Origin of the sequence: Cupriavidus sp. H19C3 (assembly GCF_049393815.1) — a bacterium.
GTDB lineage: Bacteria > Pseudomonadota > Gammaproteobacteria > Burkholderiales > Burkholderiaceae > Cupriavidus.
On the sequence record NZ_CP184985.1, the window covers coordinates 3,430,144 to 3,449,779 of the forward strand.

The following is a 19,636-nucleotide window of genomic DNA, read 5'->3' on the forward strand; positions in this document are numbered from 1 at the left end:
GCGGCAGCGGTCTAACCCGCCATGCCATCCACGCCCGTCACCGTTACCGCCGCCGAGCTGCAACTGTTGCGAGACGCCGAGCGCGAGCTCAAGGCAATACTCGCGGAACGCGAGGCAATCAAGGGCGAACTGCGTGTGATGACGGTCCAGCGAGACCTGCTCTTGGAACAGCTCAAGGCGTTTCAGCGTAAGCTGTTCGCCGCAAAGAGCGAGGCGCGAGGCTCGGAGCAGAAGGACTTGTTCCTCAATGAGGCCGAGGCCTTGGCGACGGCGGCCGCGCAGCCGGCGCAGGAAGAAGAAGGTACGCCCGAGACCGAAGTGGCCGGACACAAACGCAAGAAGCGCGGCCGCAAGCCGCTCGACCCGGCGCTGCCCCGTGTCGAGGTTCGTCACGAACTACCCGAATCGGAACGCGTCTGCCCCCTCGATGGCCAGGCTCTGGTCGAGATTGGCGTCGAGGTCAGCGAACAGCTCGACATCGTGCCGCAGCAGGTCCGCGTGATCCAGCACCAGCGGGTCAAGTACGCCTGCCCATGCTGCGACGGCGGCATCAAGACGACGCCGGCACCGGCGCGCATTATTCCCAAGGGACTCCTTACCGAATCGGCGCTGGCCTGGTGCATCACCTCGAAGTATCAGGATGGCCTGCCGCTGTACCGCCAGGCAGCGCTGCTGCATCGCTTCGGCGGGGACCTCTCTCGCGGCACCCTGGCCGCAAGCATAGTGCGAGTAGGCCAGGCGGTGCAGCCAATCATCAACCTGCTGCGTGACCATCTGCTGGAAGCAGACGTCGTGTACGGTGACGAGACAACGGTACAGGTGCTCAAGGAGCCCGGCAGGCCTGCCCAGAGAAAGAGCTTCCTATGGGCGCAGATGAATGGCACAGGGCCGCCGGTACGGTTGTTTGCCTATAGCCCGACACGCGAGACAAAGCAGGCTACGGCTCTCTATGCCGGCATCAAGCCTGGGGCGGTGTTGATGACCGACGGCTATGCACCATACGACGACGTCGCAAACACCTATCAGTTGGTGCATCTCGGATGCTGGGCACACGCGCGCCGCTACCTGGTCGAGGCGGAGCAAGCCTTGCCCAAGGACAAGCGCCCCGACCACCCGGTCACCGGATTCCTGCAGCGCATCGGCAAGCTGTTTGCCATCGAAAGCCACACGCTCAAGATGAAGCCGGAACAACGGCAGCAGGTTCGCGCCGAACAAAGCCAGCCGCTGCTGGCCGAGATCGAAACGATGCTGCTGCAACATCTGCATACCGTGCTGCCGCAAAGCCTGTTCGGCAAGGCGCTGCACTACCTGCATGGGCAGTGGCCAAAGCTCGTGCGCTACATCGAGAACGGAACCTGGCCGATCTCGAACAATCCCTGCGAGAACGCGATTAGGCCATTCGTGATCGGACGGAGAAACTTCCTCTTCTGCGACACCGTGGCCGGTGCCAACGCTAGCGCAAGTCTTTACTCGCTGGTGGAAACCTGCAAGGCCAACGACGTCGATCCGTATCAGTATCTCGTTGCCTTGTTCAAGGCGTTGCCACACGCACAGACCGCCGACGACTACGAGGCTCTGCTGCCCTGGAGGCTCAAGCCCTCAACCGTCTAGCGGATACCGCCGGCGGCCGCAAGGGGCGCCCTTAAAAGACCGCTTACGGTCGTTCTTGACCCAGGCTCGAACCTGCTGGTGCGTATCGAGACAGTAGGCCGCACTCTGCTCCCATTTCTTAGTATCCGCCACCATCGCGTTCAGGTGGCTGCGCGTAACCGGCCAGAGGTCGCGGCCCGTGGCAAATTCAACGAAGCGCGTCGAACGCATGCCCGCTGCGCCTGCCGTAATGATGGGCCGCTCCTGAGCCTGTCCGCTCTCATCGACGGCCTGCAAGTTGTCGATGATGTAGCCGACCGCCTTGCCGAAATACGGGTTCAGCGCCACGTCCTGCGGCGCACGGTTTCCCTTGCAGACGAGCTTAGTCGCCAGAAACTGCTGCGCGTAAGCCAGAAGCTGCGGAAAGAGACGATGCATCGGAATACTGTCGCCTTTTTCTTTCTGCCACTGTTTGACCAGTGTGCTCGCAAGGGTGAAAGCGACCTGCTGTACGCGAATACGTGCTCGCCACGCTTCCAACGTGACCAGTTCAGCGGCGCCAGGGCCATAAGCGGCAAGGCTGCCATCGGCACCTGCCAACCCCTTCATGAGGGTCGTATCCGGCACCTCAAGCGGGTCGAGTGTGAGCGTGGGAATCTTGGCCCAATCCAGCGAAATGCGAGTGATGCCGGGGTCTGCGTAGCCTTCGACCACAGGGAAAGCGATTTCAAAGCCAGCCTTGGCCGGGTCAGCGTATATCTGGTTAGACGGCGGTGTCGGGGGTGGTGCTGCACCACCTTCAACTTTGAACGGAATCAGCTCGAACGGGACGCCGAAAACCTTGGCGGTTTCCTCTCGGAAAAAACCTGTGGCCTCGTCGATAGCGTAGGAAGTACGGCGCAGCGCGCGGCCCACCACCTGCTCACACAGCAACTGCGAGCCAAAGGGACGCAGGCCGACGACGTGAGTCACGGTGTTGCAGTCCCAACCTTCCGACAGCATCGCGACGCTGATGATGCATCGCACGTCGCGCCCAGGGGGAATGCTGGCGTCGATGGTCACTAGACCGCTGTCTTCATCGTCCAGTGCTTTGCGGTTGTGTTTCTCGACCAGTGCTTCGTATTCTTCTGGGATATGGCCGCCAGGCCAGGCTGTCTTACCAATGGTGTCCAGCACAAAACGCAGACGCCGAGCTTCATCGCTACCACTCGCACCGGAAGCGATGTCCTCCGCAATCTTGCTGTCCACACGGATGGTATTTTCCTGGCCTGGCTTGTTGCGGAACTCAATCGGCGACTGGCCATAGTCCTGCTTGCCATTGGCCAGCCATTCATACAACTCCTTGGCCAGCGCGGTATCGCGGCACACGACAATGAAGACAGGTGGCACATCGGTCTTGCGGAAGCCCTCTTTGAATTGGGCTTTCCACGTATCCAGTGTCTTGCGCCACTCATCGGCGAGCTGAGTGATAGGCGTCGTGGCATATCGCATCACCATGTCCGGACTGAGTTTCGCTTTGCCGCCACCGTCTTGCTCGATACGCTCTTGAACCCAGCGCCACACATTGAAGTAGGCCGGAGTTTCACCACCGGTGATGTCCTGGGTCGGCAACTGCGGGATTTTCACTAGCCCCGCTTCAATGCCCTCCAGCAGGCTGAAGTCGGACACCACCCAAGGGAAGGGTTTGCCCACTTCGTTGCCGGAACCTTGGATGAAGAAGGGGGTAGCAGACAGGTCAACGCATAGGCGCACGCCATTCTTCGACCCATTCAATGCCTTGTTGATGCGGTCCAGTCCTTCAATCCAGACGGTGGCCTCGCGCGCATCGGCGTCGGCGGTTTCCTCGTCGAGAGCGTATTCATCGTCGGGTTCGGCCTTGCCGCGCCGGTAGGCGTGGTGGGCCTCATCATTCATCACCATGATGGCGGAACTGCGCCCCTTGCGGTTGCCCAGCACCCGGCGCAGGAATGCAGTGTCGCTCTCGTAGTATCTGGTTTCCTTGACCTCGAAAGCCGTCAAAACACCGTGGCGGTCCTTCACCTCGCCCACGATTTCAAACGCGCCCGTCAGCGCCTGCTGCCGAAGGTCAGCCTCAGTCAGTTGGTCTTTGCCGCCCAACTTGACCGTGCGGCGCTTTTCCATAGGCGTGCCGCGCTTTACTACCTTGGCCGACGTGCCATTTACGTCCGAAAGCTCGCGGCGCTCAAGGTTGTGCCAGTTGGTAACAAACACCTCGCCACGACGGAGGTCGGGCATACGATGCAGCGGTACCAGCTCACGTGTGCGATAGAGGCTGATTTCGTCCAGGTTGGGGTCAAGTTCGTGCAACCGGTCGCGGACGGTGACGTTAGGACAGACGATGAGCACCGTGTCCGAGTAATTCGGATTGGTGGAATCGGCCACCTTGTTCAGAATCGACCACGCGGCCAGCATGCCCATAACCGTGCTCTTACCTGAGCCGGTACACATCTTCACTGCGTAGCGGATAAATGCCTTGTATCCGGCGGCCTTGGCATCATCTCCGGGCTCATCGGTAGGGATGCGGATACCCTGCTTGAGGTCCTCCGGACCTTCTACGAGAAGGAGTATCGTTTCGACCGCCTCAAGCTGGGCGAAGAAAAGTCGCTGCTTACGGTCGGCCGAGTGCCACAGAGCTATCAACTCCTTCGTGATTTTCGTCGCTCCGCTGTATTCGCGAGCACGCCATTCCTTCAGGCGCTGACGGATGAGGTTCGCTGTATCGAGCAGGTACTCGTTGCCTTTTGCGTCCTGGTCGAACAGCACAGTCTGCTTCTTGGTTTTTTTTCCGCGGCCGGCATGTTCCGGCACGCGGAAGAAGTAGCTGGCTGGGCGACGACCTTCCCGCTTTTGTGGCTGCTTGCCTTCCTCGATGTGCCAGTGGAATTTCGGCTCATCGAACGGGGAATTGATGATGGGCGCTTCGACGGCGTTGATTTGCGACATTGCTTGCTCCCTTATGCAATGTTCTCAATAACGCGCATCAGCTCGTTGCCACGCTCGTCAATTACCTTCACTGCAATCCGGCGACGCTCGCCCAGCACAAACGGCTCGCTCGTGGTACCTGCCAAGTGCGACCACACCGATTCATCGAAACTGGCCTTCAGCGACTTTTGTAGATTGTCCCAGGCGCCAGTCTTCGGGAAGAACACCTGCGTGGCGTAAAAGGAGCCAGACGGGTCGTAGTCTGTATCCAGCATCCAGCACGGCAGGTTTTCCCCTTCGACTGACTCCTGTTCCATGTTTGCTGGGTTGAAGATGTCTAAGCCCTTCACATCCACCTGATAGAGAGCCTCGCCCGAGTTGTTCTTCTGCTGAAGCTTGGTAAGCTTCACGTCCGGCAGGCCGGTGACCGAGAAGATTTCCGATGCACGAGTGGTCTTGAGCAGGTCGCTCATAGCGACGTCTGGTGTAACGGCCACGTAGGTGCAATGAATGCGTAGCTTGGGAGCGCCATCCTTATTGCGTTCCTCAATGAGTTCGCGTGCTTTGGCCTGAATAGCAAAGGCGAAGAAGTACAACTGGTCATAGCGCAGGAAGTGGGCTTCACGCGCGGCCTCAAACACCATGTCAGCCGAAATAGCACCGGATTCGGGTCCGAAGACGATGGCGACACGTTTACCATCCGCATCACTGGCTTCGGCATGCAGGATGTCGCCGTCATTGGTGCGGCGAACCTGCTCTAGCACTAGTTCTCGATTTCCCGGTAAGTGCAGTGTCTTGGACTGGCGCAGCACCTGAGTCATGCGTTCGATGTGGGTGGCTACATCGCCGTGGGTCACCATTGGCTCGGCATCAACCACCGTACCGTCACTTTGCGCCCTAGCAGTACCATCCAACGCTTCCATTGTTTGCGCTGGAGCAATGGTCGCCTCGACCACAAACGGACCCGCAACTCGCACTACGTCCTTGCGGTCTCGCTCTTCAGGTCTGTCAACTAGCACTTCCATTGCAGGCTGTTCGTCGTTAGCAATTGACTTCAACGTAACGTGTGGTACCAACCCTCCCACTTCTTCGCCTTTGCGGTTTTGCTTACGCTGGTAGATGAAGCCACCGGCGGGGCCTAGCTTTGGGTCTTTTAGCTCGTAATAGGGGAAGGTGGCCGTGAGCAGGCGTTGGCGTGCTAAGGCCAAAGGTACCCGCGACGTGTCACAGGTAATCCAACGACGTCCCCACTGTTCGGCGACATATGCCGTCGTCCCAGAACCGCAGGTCGGGTCGAACACCAGGTCACCAGGCTCCGTGCACATCAGCATGCATCGCTGGATTACCTTCGGCGAGGTTTGAACAACATACAGTTTGTCGGAGCTAAACCCAGCAATCCCGGTGTCAGCCCACAAGTTATTTAACCCAGACACCGGGAAATCGTCGAGATAGCGAATGAATCGCAGAGTATTTCCCACGGCGGATATTCGTCCAGCCTCAATCAGGCGAGCCATCGATTCGGGCGTTGTTCCCCACCACCGAGCTCCGGGGCTGAAGCGACGTCCCTCGAAGTCTACGTCGTATCGCGAGCCAGGCCCGGGCTTGGTCAAATCGGAAAGCGTGAAAATACGAGCCCCCTCTGGAATGGGGGATTTCCCAGCCACTTCGTCACTCGTCATGCGACGTGAACTTCCGTCTTTGAGCAAAATGTGGGTATAGCCGGAACTTCCGAGCGCAGATTTGGATTCCCACAGGCTTCTGTATTTAACCCTTTCTTTATCCCTCGCATACCAAACCAGATAATCGCAGGCGGATGAAAGCGAGGAAGCTGCTTCCAATCCAGATGTTTTGGCAAATTGAATAATTGAGACAAAATTATTTTGCCCGAATACCTCATCCATCAATTCGCGAACGTGGTGAAGGTTTTCGTCAGAGATTTGAACGAATATGCTACCGCTCTCGTTGAGCAATTCCTTCGCGAGCATCAGCCGGTCTCGCATATACGTCAAATAAGAGTGAAGCCCTAACTCCCATGTGTCGCGATAGGCTTTGACCATTTCGGGTTCGCGGGTCATCGCGTCGTCCGCGCCATGCTTCACGTCCCGTTTACGAACAAAAGGCTGAAAATTCGAGCCGAACCTCACGCCGTAGGGTGGGTCGAAAAACACCATCTGCACCTGCCCGCCTAAGCCCTCGAATTCCAGCATGGAATTCATGACCTGGAGACTATCGCCCAGAATCATTCGGTTTTGCCAAGGCCCTTTGTGTTCGTAGGCGTCGAGCCGGTCGGTCACGTCCAGGTGCGGGTCGCCGAAGAGGTCAAGGTTGGTACCTTTTGCTTTGCGGCTCTCAATGCCTTCCAGAATAGCTTTGGTGGAATGCCGCTCATGCACGAACAACGGCGTGGTCGGCACGCTGAGCTGATGTCGTTCAGCTTTGCCAGCCCAATTCAAGAATGGCTGCGAGAGCGTCTGCAGCAAGCCCGTCGCTGCCTTGAGAGACTGCACCTGAACGCCGCCACCATTCCAGACTTGCGGCCCCTGAAAAACTGCCGCTTCGCCTTCCTCCGCGCAGCGGGCAACCAGACCAATGAGCCACTCACCAAGTTCGCGTTCGCGGTTCTCGTCCCATGACATGGCCGGGTCAAGACTGGAATCGTAGCTATAGACTCGGTTCGGCTTCTTGATGCTGAACTGGTCCTGGACACCTACGTCAGGGCGTTGCACCGCTTCTTGTTTGTGTTCGTATTGGGCTGACGTGTCGCTCACAGGGGCTCCTTTATCCCATCGCTGGTCATCTGACTAACCTCGGATGATAGCGCCTCGGCTTGGAGTGGTCATTCATTTGCCGAGGCGCTGTGCAGCGGTACGACTAGGTAGGCTTAAAAACCATCGCTCATACAGCCAAAATCGGTGGAAATCCACGGATTATGATGCGTGTGAATGTCGATGCCGTACGGGCTGCCGCCGACATCGACTCCACCGTAACCGTCGCCGGTCATCGGCAGGCCGGTCGCGGGGTTAATCGGGGTATGTGACATAGTTGCTCTCCTGTCGAGGATGGTTAAATGCCCGCTGCAATCAGCGGGGCGGAAAACGTCAGTCGTCGCCTGGAAACATGAAAGTCACGACGGGCTCAGCGTTATCTCCCGGCCCAATGGCCATCAGGAGGGTTATCGGTGTGCGATGCACGAAATTCCCACCGCGCGGCACGCGATGATGCTGAAAAGGCATGCGGTTGCCTTTGTGATAGCGAGCGAGGTTGACGGCAGCCCACAGCAGGTCGTTCAAGCGTCCGTGTTCGTCCTGATGGATTTGTCGGGCGCTGTCTTCGGCTGACCATGCCACCACCTCCGCCCAAACCGTCGCCGTGAGTGCCACCGGGACTTTGAAGCCCGCATCGTTTGCCTCTGCCGTGACATCAATCAGCACGCCATCCGCGATTGCCTGCGCGCGCGTGTACATCGAAATAACTTCACCGAAGATGTCTTGCAGACCGTCTCGTTTTTCCATAGTGCTTTCTCCAAGGCTGACCGGGTTCCAAGATTCCGAGCCCCCTCACGTTCCCGGCTGCGGCGTGGGGGTGGTGCTGCTGTTTTGCTACCGTCCTTCCTGAGTTCGTCGCCCTGGCGTCGCGCGACACCAGGCGAGAAGGCTGGATGGCAAGGGCACGCCCGGAAGCCGCAGCCCCGCAGGGGACCGGGTGAGGACGTGCGCGGAAGCGCCGCAGGTCCTTGCCATGCAGACCGCCTGGGGTACTGTCGCCAGTGGGTGGGCGGCGAATCAGGAAGGATGGGGGCAAGCACCAAACTGACGACGCAGACGATGTCGCGGTCTATGACCGCGACCTAAGCGCGGCCATGCCGCGCGTGACCTGCAAGCCAAAGGCGCGCAGTCTGAGCGTGAGCGCGCAGACGGTAGGGGAGCCGCAGCAGCCCGCAGGGATGGAGTGGGGCAAGTGCGTTCAGCACGCCGCCCAATCCGGCGCACCAGCCCCCAGGGCTGGTCGGTGGATTGCAGGGGGGAGCCGGTCATCGCTGGAGGCCCCAGCCTCCAGAAGGTGCCCCAGCCACCTGATAGATGAACCGGGGGGCAGCAATGCCCCGCGCCCCGAGCTGCGCGCGGGCAAGGTAGTCATGTCGTAGCGCAGCAAAGACCGTAGGCCAAAGGCCGGAGCCAGCGTCGCGTTCAGCGAGGCAGGGTGAGTACCTTGCCCGCGCGCAGTGCGGGGCGCCGCTTTTGGAGACATGAGCTACGTCCAGTGGCGAAAATGCCCGGCAAAACGTCCAGTTTTGTGAAAAGGGCATGGTGGCTCGCCGCGCAAGCGGCTACGCCTTCCGTGTTCGTCCTCCGCCGTCCAGGAGGTCGAACGCGGGATGCTGCGTCTTTCGCGCTATACGAAATATCGACACCTTTTTGGGAGATACTTCGTGACAGCGCGGGACGGACGCATCATCGCAGCAGAGGCAGAGGGACGGCTGCTAAGGTCGCTCGCGCGCTTCGGATTCTTGAGAACCCGAGATTGCGCCGCATTGCGCCCGGTCTGGTCCAGTGGCGCATCCGGTGAGCCAGCGCTAGAAGCGCCGGTCGCCACGGCGTCCGACCTACGCATGGCGCAACGCACGCTCCGGCGGCTCGCCGATGCCCGGCAGGTACTGCGCGGGCAGGGACCGGACGGCAGCGTGATTTACGCACTGTCCGAGGCTGGCGCACGTCGCCTGCAACACATGGGCATTGCGGCAACAACGGGAAAAGACCTGGTGCGAGCGTTTAGCTCCGCGCACTTTCGGCACCGCACGATTGCCAACCAGATTGCCATTCGCGGCATCCTGGACGGCTATCGCGTCTCGACCGAACGCGAGATTGCTCAGGACAGGTGGCTGGGCGGCGTCGATGGCATCGCGGGTAAGAAACCCGATGTTCTGTTACGGGGTGCGGATGGTCGGCTATGGTTCGTGGAAGTCGAACGAAGTCGTAAAAATGCCTCGGATTACGCCAAGTTATTGAAATGGCTCGACGCTGTTGCCGCCGATGCGGCCAGTGCGTCGGGCTCCAAGCTGCTGGGGAATGGCCTGAGATGGGGCAAGGTCATCTTCGTCTGCACGCCTGCGTTCCGTGCGAAGCTCACGCGCGACCTGATGGCAAAGGGCTGGAAAAAGAGTGCGCTCGATGCGCTCATCGCGTTCTCGACGGAGCTATACAAATTCGAGGACATCGTGTTTGCCTGATGGCCTGGGCGTTCGTATCCAGGCCGTCAGCAGGATAGGCAATCGACGGGGGGAGACACCTCCCCAGCCTGCGGCATTGACCCGCCGCTTGTACTCGTGAACTCCTTCGTGGCTACCTTTTAATTTGAAGGTGTCCGCCGTGCAGAATGCATCTTGGTCTCTGCCTGAAAAAAGAGGATTGGGCAGCGTCCCCATCGGAGGCATCTGGTGGGGGCGTTGCTTTTTTGTGCGTCCAGTTTCGGCACGAAACTGGTCGGTCTGGTCGTTGCGGTCATGAGCGATTTCGCCTCGCCGCCGCTCGATGAGGCATAGGCTTACCCGGGGCCTGGTTTGTGCTGTCATCGCGCGTCCGCAATCTGCGAGCGGGCCACTCGCCCGCGACGGGGCGTGTGACCGACTCGCCGATTTGCTGGCGCCGTGAGAAGCATGGGTAAGCCCGCACGGGCTACGCCCGTGATTGCGCCGTGCCGGATGCCTCTGGCAGCGCGACGGCTTGCCTCCGCGCACTGCTCTTCCTGGTGGCCCATCGTCCGCGCAGAACGGGCGAATGAAATCGCTGTCTTGAACGATGGCTTATGCGTTGCGCCAAGGAGGAAAGGCGGGCAGCCAGGAAGCGATGCTGATGGCGTGGTGCCGTCCATCGTTTTCCTGGTCAGCTGGGTTTTCATAACGCTTCCCATCCAACTTGTTGCGAGCACAACGTTTAGGTACGTAGGTACACATCTATATAGATGTGTACCTACGTACCTAGATGTACGCCGGGTACGTGTTCGGCTTTAGTACCTGCACGTACCTCTATGCACCTGATTTACGTCGCAGTGCCTGTGACGGACAGGACATCATCAGCCTCGCGAAGTTGCTCTGCCGTTACCAGGTCCTGGATGACGCGATACACCGATGATGCTGCGCCGCCGCCCTTGACGACATGCTCGACAACATCAGCTTTCTTCATCCCAGTGGTGTGCTCACGCAGGAGCGCCATGACCCTGCTCTCGATTGTGCTGTGCTTCGGGCCACTGCTGCGTTTTGAGCTGCTGCCGGTTCTCGTGCCACTGCGGCGCTCGGGGGCAGCGGCTGGAGCAACTACGCAAGTTGTCGCCGTTTCTCCCCATTTCGTCGTGCCAGCCTCGACCACATCCAGAGCGAAGCCAATGCGCTCGCCCTTTGAGCCGAGGTCACGATTCTTCGTCACTTCAGCGCATCGTCCGCCCGCATGGTCAGTTACTTCGAGTTCGACATCAACGGCCGCTCGCACGCCATTCCATCCTCGGGCACCAGCGGCGGCATTCTTGCCACTGTGATGAATCAGCATGAAATGCGCTCCGCACTCGATGCGAATGCGGTCGATACGCGAAACGACGACCCCCATGTCCTGGCCCATGTTTTCGTTCGCACCTGCGCTCAGGCGAGCCAGCGTATCGCCGACAATCAGGCGCACCGGCTGTTTGCGTCGAGCCTCCATCATCTTGACCGTTTTGATGATGGCGTCGGTATCAGTGTCGTCTGCGAATAGGTTCATCGGGCTCTTGACGACGGCGAAGTTGGGCATGCGTACACAGTAATGCCTCTTATACGCCTGAAGCCGAGAGCGTACCGAATCAGGGGATTCGGCAGCCAGGTAGAGCACCAATCCTGGCTCGGTTCGCCGTCCCATCCAGTCGATACCGAGAGCGATTGCAGCCGCCAGGTGGATGACGAAGAATGTCTTGCCACTATTCGAGTCCCCATACACCAGGCTGCTGCCGCCAACGGTCAACAGCCCTTGTACCAGCTCGTCGGGAGCTTCATAGGTGTCTGGAAGCTCATCTGCAAACACGACATCCAGAGGAAATTTCTCCTCCTTTTTCAGGGGCGCGGATGCGGGCGTGGTGGTGCGAGCGACCAGGTCTTTCGCATTGGTTTCTGCGCTCATGCTGCCACCCCGCCCAGCAGAGCCTGAATATCGGCGACTCGCCACGCCAGGCGACCGTTGATACGGACAGGGCGGATTGGGCCGTTTTCAAGACAGGCCCATTTGCGCAAAGTCTGCGGGCGGCGGTTCAGCGCGGCGGCGGCGATGTCGGTCGGAACGACAGCCTGGATGGCATCACGGCTGAAGCTAAACGAAATACGGTTGGTCGTGTTCATGTCAACGATTGCATCTTGCCGTGCGCAGCGGGGCTCGAATGTCTGTTGATAACGCGCCGAATTCGTTTCAACGTTCATCCGAGCATTCCGCTGTGTGTGGCTGTTTTCTTCGGCGTTGACGAACTATCAAGTCGGGGGATGGTGGAGTCGCAAGACTGGAGGGGTGGGGTATTTGCGCCCCACTACTGGCGGGACGGTGTCTGGTGTTTCGCCGCGTGACCGTGGTGACCAGACTGACTGGCTTTTGCAGAAAAGCGTTGCACGTGGATTGCCGTTGCAGCGAGGGGCGTACAGGCAAGTAAAAAGGCCATCGCAAACCGCGATGGCCGGGTTGCATCTGGGCGATGCGCCTACCGCCCGGCGAACTTGTTTCGGTTCGCCATCACGATTCGGTCGGCTTTGCTTGCCGCTTTCCAGGCATCATCGAACGGAGAATCACCCGCGCCGAACAGGCTTGGATGTGCAGCTTTGCATAGGTCACGAAGCCTCGCTTTGCCGCCATCCGGGATTTGCTTGCGTGGATACCGCTCTTTGTCGGCCATGTCCTCGATGGCTCGAATCTGCTGCTCTCGCCTTGTCATCCCGCCATCATGCTCACCTGGCGTCCTGGCCAGTTGCATTTGCTGGTCTGTTGGCGGCACGGCATTCGCTTCGTTATCTGGTTGTGCTTCTGGCGCTTCGAGCGGCCACACGTGGCCCTGGTGCGCAAACCAGGCGCGCACGTCGGCGTGGGCTAGCATCCGCTTCCCGGAAGCCGTCGACTCGCCAATAGTCCCGCGCTCGACTGCGTCGGACAGCGCCTTGCCCCATCTATCAAAGACATCGTCATGGTCGGGCGAATGGCGTTCGGCTGCGACCGTACTGGCTGTGAGAATTCCCACGGCCCGGCTGTATGGAATCCAAGCCTGGCAGTCGTAGCCCAGTATCCAGCCAGGAATACGCCGCCCATCAGGAAAGACTCGGTTCTCGGAGTCCTCGTCACCTGGGCGCGCAATGGCAATGTCGTGGCGGGCAAGGAATGGGTAGATGTCGGACGTGTAGAACCCGAATCGCTCGAATGTCGTCGGAGCTTCGTCGTTCGGTATGCCGTCATCATCGAACAGCGTGCCCTGGCTTCCGAAAATATTGAGCAGCCGCACCAGGCGCAAACGGCCATCTATGTCGAGTGGACAAAGAATGCCCAGTTCGTCACGGCGACGGATGAAGTTCATGCCTACAGGGTCATCGGACAGGCAGGAGGCAAAATCACGAGCAGCCTCGTAGCCATATATCGCCTCAGCTTTTCCAATCTGAGCAAACAGTTCCCACAAGCTGATAAATTTGCCGCCGTCGCCCGGGCGGTTTGCCGCTTCACTCACTGCTTCCTCGCATGTACCAGGTTAATTTCGGCAGCTATTCTAACGGTGGGAGTTCGGTGGTTTCATTGGTGACCGGGGCTTTGAAGTCGATGCCAGCCTGCTCAAGCATCCACGCCTCAATCTGGTCATGCCACTTGCGTAACAGGTCAATCGTCCGACGGCGGTAATGCTTCTCGGCAAGTGCGCTCGGCTTGTGACCCTGGATTTGTGCCACGATGCCCACGGGCGCATCGCACCATTCCGCTAGCGTGCCGAACGAACGGCGTAGGCCGTGCAGCGTGATATGGGGGAGGCCTGCCGCCTCGATTGCCGCCTGGTGTGCATAGCGGGGTTCCGCGATGTGACCGCTTTTGGACGTGGCGCTTGGAAATACCCACGGCGATGGCTCCCACGTTTTGCCCTTGGCTGCCATGACCTTCAATTCGATGACGCCGGGCGGTGTTTCGTTGGCGGTCTTGAGACCAAGCAGCAGAGAACGGAAATAGGGCGTCAGAGGAATTCTGCGAGAGCCTTCTACCTTGTCGCGAAGCGTGATGCTGTTCCAGTCGAAATCGACGTCTTTCCACTTCAGTTCAGCCATTTCCTCTCGGCGTGGGCCATTGATGAGCAAGCCTTGCAGATACGCCGAGAGGACAGGGTTACTCAGGCCGCGCACCGCAGAAAACCACACCGCCAGTTGTTCGCGCTGTAGGCTGTCGCCATCCTTGGTGCCTGCGCTGGGTAGCAGGGCTGTCACCTTCTGGGACGAATAGCAATCAGCCGGAATCAGGCCAGAGAATCGTTCTTGACCCTCGCACCACCTCGCCCAGGCCTTAAGCATGCGGTAGGCGTAGGCTGCACTGGTCGGGCGTTCGGCCACTTCATCTTCTAGCCATGCAGCTATCTTCGTGCCGGTCATTGCCGACAGTTTTAGTGGCATGAGCGAATGAAGCGGACCCTGCGAAGTCAGTCCTTTACCCCGTTTCTTTTCCGTGCCGCCCGCCGCTGCTAGCTTGCGATGGTCCTCAATGTATTGCGGACTGCGCGGTTTTTTTGTCTTTGGGGAAACCTTCTTCTGTAGGTCGGCGAGATAAGCATCCCATGCGTCTGCAAAGGTCACGCTTTGGCGCACCACTTCCGCCTTTCGGGCGGAGTGTGCCGCTTGCTGCTCGGCGGCCTGCTCGCGAGGGTCCTGGCCGCCGTCAATAACGGTTTTCAGGCGGGCCGCCTCGGTGCGGGCCTTGGCGAGTGGCCACGCCTGAGCGGTGCCGATGGTCACTCGGATGGTTTTGCCAAAGAGGCGGGACTCGAAGATGTATGACCGTGCCCCGCCTGGGGTCACGCGCAGGCCTAGCCCCGCCGCTTTGGCATCCCAGTAAATCGTCTGTGTCTTGCCGGGAGCTGCCTCGAATGAGGACACTCTTTCTGCCGTGAAGCTGACCTTTGCCATCTCTTTTTCCGTGTAGGCATCATGTAGGCAAATTGTGTGGCAAACGGTCAACTCTGGTCAACATGAAAAATCATCGGGTATCCATGATGGTCATTGATTTATATGTATTCTGCCTGCCTACATGATTGAGCATCAACATCCAGGAATACATATTTCCGATGATTTGTAATCATCAGGTGGCGGGTTCGAGTCCTGCAGCCGGCACCAGAAATTGAGAAGGGGTCACGCGATTGCGTGACCCCTTTTGATTTTGACCCGCGCACACCGTGCGCCCACCTCACCGCTTCATCGGCGTCATCGCTCCGCCGGCGGATTCAGCATGCTCTTCGGAATCAGCGTGATCAGCACGCAGCTCACCAGCAGGCAGGCGCCGAGGGCGTAGGTGCCGTTGTTGATGTCGCCCGTCAGCTCTTTGGCGACGCCGGTGATCATCGAGCCGGTGAAGCCGGACAGGTTGCCGACTGAATTGATGAGGGCGATGCCGGCCGCCGCGGCGGTGCCGGACAGGATCTGGCCGGGGAAGGTCCAGTAGATCGGCATCAGCGCCAGGATGCCGCACGTGGCAATGGTGAGCAGCACGATCGACAGGGCCACGTGATGCGCGAAGGCGGCGCTCAGGATCAGGCCGACGCCGCCGATGAATGCCGGCACCGCTGCGTGCCAGCGGCGCTCGCCGGTCTTGCGCGAGTGCGAGGCGTTCCACAGCATGGCGAAGATCGCGGTCAGGTACGGAATGGCGGTCAGCACGCCGATATGCAACGGACTCTGGACGCCCGAGGCCCGGATGATGGACGGCAGCCAGAACGCGAGGCCGTAGAAGCCGGTGTTGAACGTCAGCAGGATAAACGTCAGCAGCCACACGCGCGGACTGCGCAGCGCGGCCCCGACCCGATGGGATTTGTGAGTGGCTTCGCGATCGAGGTTGCGCGCCAGCACCGCTTTCTCATGTGCCGAGAGCCAGTCGGCCTTGTGCGGGCCATCGCCCATGAAGGCCAGCACTACGAAGGCGACCAGTATCGACGGCAGGCCTTCGAGCAGCAGCATCCATTGCCATCCGCTCATGCCGGACAGGCCATGCGTCTGCTCCATCAGCCAGCCCGATACCACGCTGCCGAGTGTGAGGCTGAGCGGAATCGCCACGAGAAAGCCCGACATCGCCACGCTCTGACGACGCGCCGGAAACCAGTAGTTCATGTACAGGATGACGCCCGGGAAGAAGCCCGCCTCGCAGATGCCGAGCAGAAAGCGCAAGGCATAGAACATGGTGGACGTCTGCACGTGGAAGACGTGGGCCAACGGCACGATAAAGGCCATCGAGGACGAGACGATGCCCCAGGTGATCATGATGCGGGCGATCCAGAAGCGCGCGCCGTAGCGATGCAGCAGCAGGTTGCTCGGCATCTCGAACAGGAAGTAGCCCCAGAAGAAAACGCTCGCGCCCAGCGCGTAGACGCTGTCGCTCAGGTGCAGATCGTCGAGCATCTGCAGCTTGGCAAAGCCGACGTTGACGCGATCCAGGTAGGCCACCACGTAGCACAGCAACAGCAGCGGCAGGATGCGCCGCATGACCTTGCGGTAAAGCGCGTCTTCGGACGCGTCTGCCGCGGCCGGCAAGGCCGCGGTCTGGGTGATGGATGGCATCGGGAGTCTCCTGTTCGTTATGGTCTTGTCTGCGCCGGATGCTGCGGCAAATAGTTACCGATAACATTCGATAACCAAAAAAATGCCGGCACGTGGACGGCGGGGCGAGCGGGGCGCAACCGGTCGACGTTAGTATTTAGTTACCGGTAACAAAAACTAAGGTAGCACGTCATGTCGCGGAACGACAAGTCCTCCTGTGCAAGGAGTTTCCCTAGGGTCGGCGCATGCTGGCCGGGCGCGCCGTGCGGAGAGGGTGCGACGGTATGATGTGGGCTTTACAGCCTTTGCCGTCTGCGAATCCGATGACCAGCTCCAACGCCTCCCGGCATGCCGGACCGCCTCGCATGTCAGATGTCGCCCGCGTGGCGGGGGTGTCCAAGATGACCGTCTCCCGCGTGCTGGCGGGACATCGCGTGGCCGACAAGACGCGCGAACGCGTGCGTCAGGCGATCGACAAACTTGGCTATGTGGCCGATGCGGCGGCGGGGGCGCTGTCGTCAGGGCGCTCGGAGTTTGTCGCGGTGCTGGTGCCGTCGCTATCGAGCTCCAACTTTTCCGATACCGTGCGTGGCCTTACGGCCGTGCTCGAACCGCATGGGCTGCAATTGCTGCTTGGCGATACCGACTACGAGCTCGATCGGGAGGAGCGGCTGGTGCGCTCGCTGCTGCGCCATCAGCCGCGCTGCATTGCGTTGACGGGCTCGCAGCATACCGACGCCACGCGCAAGCTGCTGGAGCGCTCGGGCATTCCGGTGGTCGAGATGTGGGAGCTGCCGACCCATCCGATCGATACCGCAGTGGGCTTTTCCAACGTGCGCGCGGCACGTGCAATGGTTCGCCATCTCGCGGAGCGCGGCTATCAACGCATCGGCTTCCTGGGCGGCGCCAGCGCGCTGGACACACGCGGGGTCGATCGCCTCAAGGGCTATCGTGCCGAAATCAAGGCGCTCGGCCTGGGCGAGCCACGTGTGGTGCGCGTCGGCGAATCGCCCATCACCATGAGCCACGGGGCGCCCGCCATGGCCGCGTTGCTCGCCGAGTGGCCGGACACGGATGCGGTGATGTGCGTGAGCGACATGTCGGCCTTCGGCGCGATCATGGAGTGCCATCGGCGTGGCCTCTCGGTGCCGGGCGATATGGCGGTGGCGGGCTTCGGCAACTTTGAAGTGGCCGAGTGCTGCCATCCGCGCATCACCACGGTATCGGTCGATCCGTATGGCATCGGCCTGCGCACCGGTGAGGCGCTGCTGGCCGCGCTGGAAGCGCGCGACGCGGGCATCGAGGCCGTGTCGCAAAGCATTCGCATCGACTTCTCGATCGTGGCGCGCGAAAGCGCCTGACGAACCCCGCCGCAAAAGATTCGCTTTCCCGCGCGGAAATCTCCGTGCTACCATCCGCAAAAATTGTTACCGGTAACTATTTGCGCGACGCTGATCGGGACGTCCCACCGACGTGCAGGCGCCCATCGCGCAGCCGGTCGCGCCACAATTGCCAGACAGGAGACAGCACCAGATGTCGGATATCCCACGCCGCCTGCGCAGCCAGGAATGGTTCGATGACCCTTCGCATGCGGACATGACCGCGCTGTACGTCGAGCGCTTCATGAACTACGGGCTTACGCGCGAGGAATTGCAGTCGGGCCGGCCCATCATCGGCATTGCGCAAACCGGTAGCGACCTCGCACCATGCAACCGCCACCATCTCGAGCTGGCCGCGCGCACCAAGGCCGGCATTCGCGATGCCGGCGGCATTCCGATGGAGTTTCCGGTCCATCCGCTCGCGGAGCAAAGCCGCCGGCCTACCGCCGCCCTCGACCGCAACCTCGCTTACCTCGGGCTGGTGGAGATCCTGCACGGATTTCCGCTCGACGGCGTGGTGCTCACGACCGGCTGCGACAAGACCACGCCCGCGTGCCTGATGGCTGCCGCAACGGTCGATATGCCGGCCATCGTTCTGTCGGGCGGGCCGATGCTCGACGGTTGGCACGAGGGCAAGCGCGTCGGCTCGGGCACCGTGATCTGGCACGCGCGCAACCTGCTGGCCGCCGGTGAGATCGACTACGAAGGCTTTATGGCGCTGACCACCGCCTCGTCGCCGTCGATCGGGCATTGCAACACCATGGGCACCGCGCTGTCGATGAACAGTCTGGCCGAAGCGCTCGGCATGTCGTTGCCCGGTTGCGCCAGCATTCCAGCCGCCTATCGCGAGCGTGGACAGATGGCGTACGCCACCGGCAAGCGCGCGGTGGAACTCGTGCGCGAGGATCTGCGGCCGTCGAAGATCATGACCCGCGCGGCGTTCGAGAATGCCATCGCGGTGGCCTCCGCGCTCGGCGCATCGAGCAACTGTCCGCCTCATCTGATTGCGATCGCGCGGCATATGGGCGTCGACCTGAGCCTGGAGGACTGGCAGCGCCATGGCGAACAGGTGCCGTTGCTGGTCAACTGCATGCCGGCCGGCGAGTATCTGGGCGAGAGCTTTCACCGCGCCGGCGGCGTGCCCGCCGTGCTGCGCCAGCTCGATGCGGCCGGCCTGCTGCGCCGCAATTGCATGACGGTGTCGGGCCAGCGCCTCGGCGAGATCGCCGACCGGGCGCCCGACGCCGATCGCGATGTCATTCGCACGGCGGCGGAACCGCTCAAGCATGGCGCCGGCTTTATCGTGCTGTCCGGCAATTTCTTTGACAGCGCGATCATGAAGATGTCGGTGGTCGGCGACGCATTCCGCAGTACCTATCTCAGCGAACCCGGTGCTGAAAACAGCTTCGAGGCGCGCGCCATCGTGTTCGATGGCCCCGAGGACTATCACGCGCGCATCAACGATCCGGCGCTTGAGATCGACGATCGATGTATTCTCGTGATTCGCGGCTGCGGCACCGTGGGCTATCCGGGCAGCTCGGAGGTCGTCAATATGGCGCCTCCCGCCGAGCTTGTGCGCCAAGGCATTACCTCGCTGCCGTGCATGGGCGATGGCCGGCAGAGCGGTACGTCCGCCAGCCCCTCGATCCTGAACATGTCGCCCGAAGCCGCCGTCGGCGGCGGCCTGGCGTTGCTGCGCACGAACGACCGCATTCGCGTCGACCTCAATAATCGTAGCGTGAATGTGCTGGTCGACGCCGACGAACTGGAGCGTCGCCGCGAGACGGCAACCTTTGCGGTACCGCCCGCGCAGACGCCGTGGCAGGAGCTCTATCGGCAAACGGTGGGCCAGTTGTCCACCGGCGGCTGCCTGGAGCCGGCCACGTTGTACCTCAAAGTGATCGAGCAACGCGGCAATCCGCGTCACTCGCATTGAGCCCGACTACCACACTACCCACGCTGA

The 19,636-nt window shown here is 60.7% G+C and carries 12 protein-coding genes and 1 pseudogene; 4 read left to right on the forward strand and 9 right to left on the reverse strand.

What is annotated here, in order from left to right; translation table 11 throughout:
- The first annotated feature begins 21 nt into the window (after positions 1-21).
- On the forward strand, positions 22-1,611 hold the full coding sequence (gene tnpC, locus DFLDMN_RS15910; protein WP_008652249.1) for an IS66 family transposase: 1,590 nt from the start codon (positions 22-24) through the stop codon (positions 1,609-1,611).
- A 48-nt stretch (positions 1,612-1,659) separates the two neighbouring features.
- Here the strand turns inward: tnpC and DFLDMN_RS15915 are convergent.
- The 4 genes and pseudogenes from DFLDMN_RS15915 to DFLDMN_RS15930 all read right to left on the reverse strand — a co-directional run.
- A pseudogene (locus DFLDMN_RS15915) lies at positions 1,660-4,554 on the reverse strand (BPTD_3080 family restriction endonuclease); the annotation flags it as partial.
- Between the two features lie 11 nt (positions 4,555-4,565).
- A complete protein-coding gene (locus DFLDMN_RS15920) occupies positions 4,566-7,301 on the reverse strand; it encodes a site-specific DNA-methyltransferase (RefSeq protein WP_423195849.1) in 2,736 nt (911 codons plus the stop codon).
- Between the two features lie 113 nt (positions 7,302-7,414).
- Positions 7,415-7,573, reverse strand: a complete 159-nt coding sequence (locus DFLDMN_RS15925) for a hypothetical protein (protein WP_423195850.1) — start codon at positions 7,571-7,573, stop codon at positions 7,415-7,417.
- A gap of 58 nt (positions 7,574-7,631) precedes the next feature.
- Entirely contained in the window at positions 7,632-8,045 is a 414-nt protein-coding gene (locus DFLDMN_RS15930; protein WP_423195851.1) for a DUF6573 family protein, read from the reverse strand.
- 1,097 nt (positions 8,046-9,142) lie between these two features.
- On the opposite strand from DFLDMN_RS15930, the gene DFLDMN_RS15935 reads away from it, so the two are divergent.
- Complete coding sequence (locus DFLDMN_RS15935) at positions 9,143-9,760, forward strand: replication-relaxation family protein (RefSeq protein ID WP_423195852.1); 618 nt, start codon at positions 9,143-9,145, stop codon at positions 9,758-9,760.
- A gap of 808 nt (positions 9,761-10,568) precedes the next feature.
- Here DFLDMN_RS15935 and DFLDMN_RS15940 read toward each other — a convergent pair.
- From DFLDMN_RS15940 to DFLDMN_RS15960, 5 genes are all read right to left on the reverse strand, one after another.
- Positions 10,569-11,672, reverse strand: coding sequence for a helicase RepA family protein (locus DFLDMN_RS15940; RefSeq protein ID WP_423195853.1), 1,104 nt, complete (start codon positions 11,670-11,672; stop codon positions 10,569-10,571).
- Positions 11,669-11,887 (reverse strand): DNA-binding protein, encoded by a 219-nt coding sequence (locus DFLDMN_RS15945; RefSeq protein WP_423198441.1) that lies wholly within the window; start codon positions 11,885-11,887, stop codon positions 11,669-11,671. The genes DFLDMN_RS15940 and DFLDMN_RS15945 overlap by 4 nt, the downstream gene beginning before the upstream one ends.
- 350 nt (positions 11,888-12,237) lie before the next feature.
- Positions 12,238-13,245, reverse strand: coding sequence for a hypothetical protein (locus DFLDMN_RS15950; RefSeq protein WP_423195854.1), 1,008 nt, complete (start codon positions 13,243-13,245; stop codon positions 12,238-12,240).
- A 34-nt stretch (positions 13,246-13,279) separates the two neighbouring features.
- Positions 13,280-14,674: a tyrosine-type recombinase/integrase gene (locus DFLDMN_RS15955; protein WP_423195855.1), complete on the reverse strand. Its 1,395-nt coding sequence runs from the start codon at positions 14,672-14,674 to the stop codon at positions 13,280-13,282.
- A gap of 294 nt (positions 14,675-14,968) precedes the next feature.
- The gene (locus DFLDMN_RS15960) at positions 14,969-16,315 is read right to left on the reverse strand and encodes an MFS transporter (RefSeq protein ID WP_423195856.1); all 1,347 of its coding nucleotides are present in this window, start codon (positions 16,313-16,315) and stop codon (positions 14,969-14,971) included.
- 302 nt (positions 16,316-16,617) lie between these two features.
- Between DFLDMN_RS15960 and DFLDMN_RS15965 the strand changes: the two genes are divergently transcribed.
- Entirely contained in the window at positions 16,618-17,655 is a 1,038-nt protein-coding gene (locus tag DFLDMN_RS15965) for a LacI family DNA-binding transcriptional regulator (RefSeq protein ID WP_423195857.1), read from the forward strand.
- Positions 17,656-17,827: 172 nt separating this feature from the next.
- Positions 17,828-19,609 carry an IlvD/Edd family dehydratase gene (locus tag DFLDMN_RS15970; RefSeq protein ID WP_423195858.1) on the forward strand — a complete coding sequence of 594 codons (1,782 nt, stop codon included), beginning with the start codon at positions 17,828-17,830 and terminating at the stop codon, positions 19,607-19,609.
- Positions 19,610-19,636: the final 27 nt, after the last annotated feature.

Bases quoted from the DNA above. Each gene is read 5' to 3' on its own strand.
- tnpC (WP_008652249.1), top strand. From the start codon at position 22: ATGCCATCCACGCCCGTCACCGTTACCGCCGCCGAGCTGCAACTGTTG.
- DFLDMN_RS15925 (WP_423195850.1), bottom strand. From the start codon at position 7,573: ATGTCACATACCCCGATTAACCCCGCGACCGGCCTGCCGATGACCGGC.
- DFLDMN_RS15930 (WP_423195851.1), bottom strand. From the start codon at position 8,045: ATGGAAAAACGAGACGGTCTGCAAGACATCTTCGGTGAAGTTATTTCG.
- DFLDMN_RS15935 (WP_423195852.1), top strand. From the start codon at position 9,143: ATGGCGCAACGCACGCTCCGGCGGCTCGCCGATGCCCGGCAGGTACTG.
- DFLDMN_RS15940 (WP_423195853.1), bottom strand. From the start codon at position 11,672: ATGAGCGCAGAAACCAATGCGAAAGACCTGGTCGCTCGCACCACCACG.
- DFLDMN_RS15945 (WP_423198441.1), bottom strand. From the start codon at position 11,887: ATGAACACGACCAACCGTATTTCGTTTAGCTTCAGCCGTGATGCCATC.
- DFLDMN_RS15955 (WP_423195855.1), bottom strand. From the start codon at position 14,674: ATGGCAAAGGTCAGCTTCACGGCAGAAAGAGTGTCCTCATTCGAGGCA.
- DFLDMN_RS15960 (WP_423195856.1), bottom strand. From the start codon at position 16,315: ATGCCATCCATCACCCAGACCGCGGCCTTGCCGGCCGCGGCAGACGCG.
- DFLDMN_RS15965 (WP_423195857.1), top strand. From the start codon at position 16,618: ATGACCAGCTCCAACGCCTCCCGGCATGCCGGACCGCCTCGCATGTCA.
- DFLDMN_RS15970 (WP_423195858.1), top strand. From the start codon at position 17,828: ATGTCGGATATCCCACGCCGCCTGCGCAGCCAGGAATGGTTCGATGAC.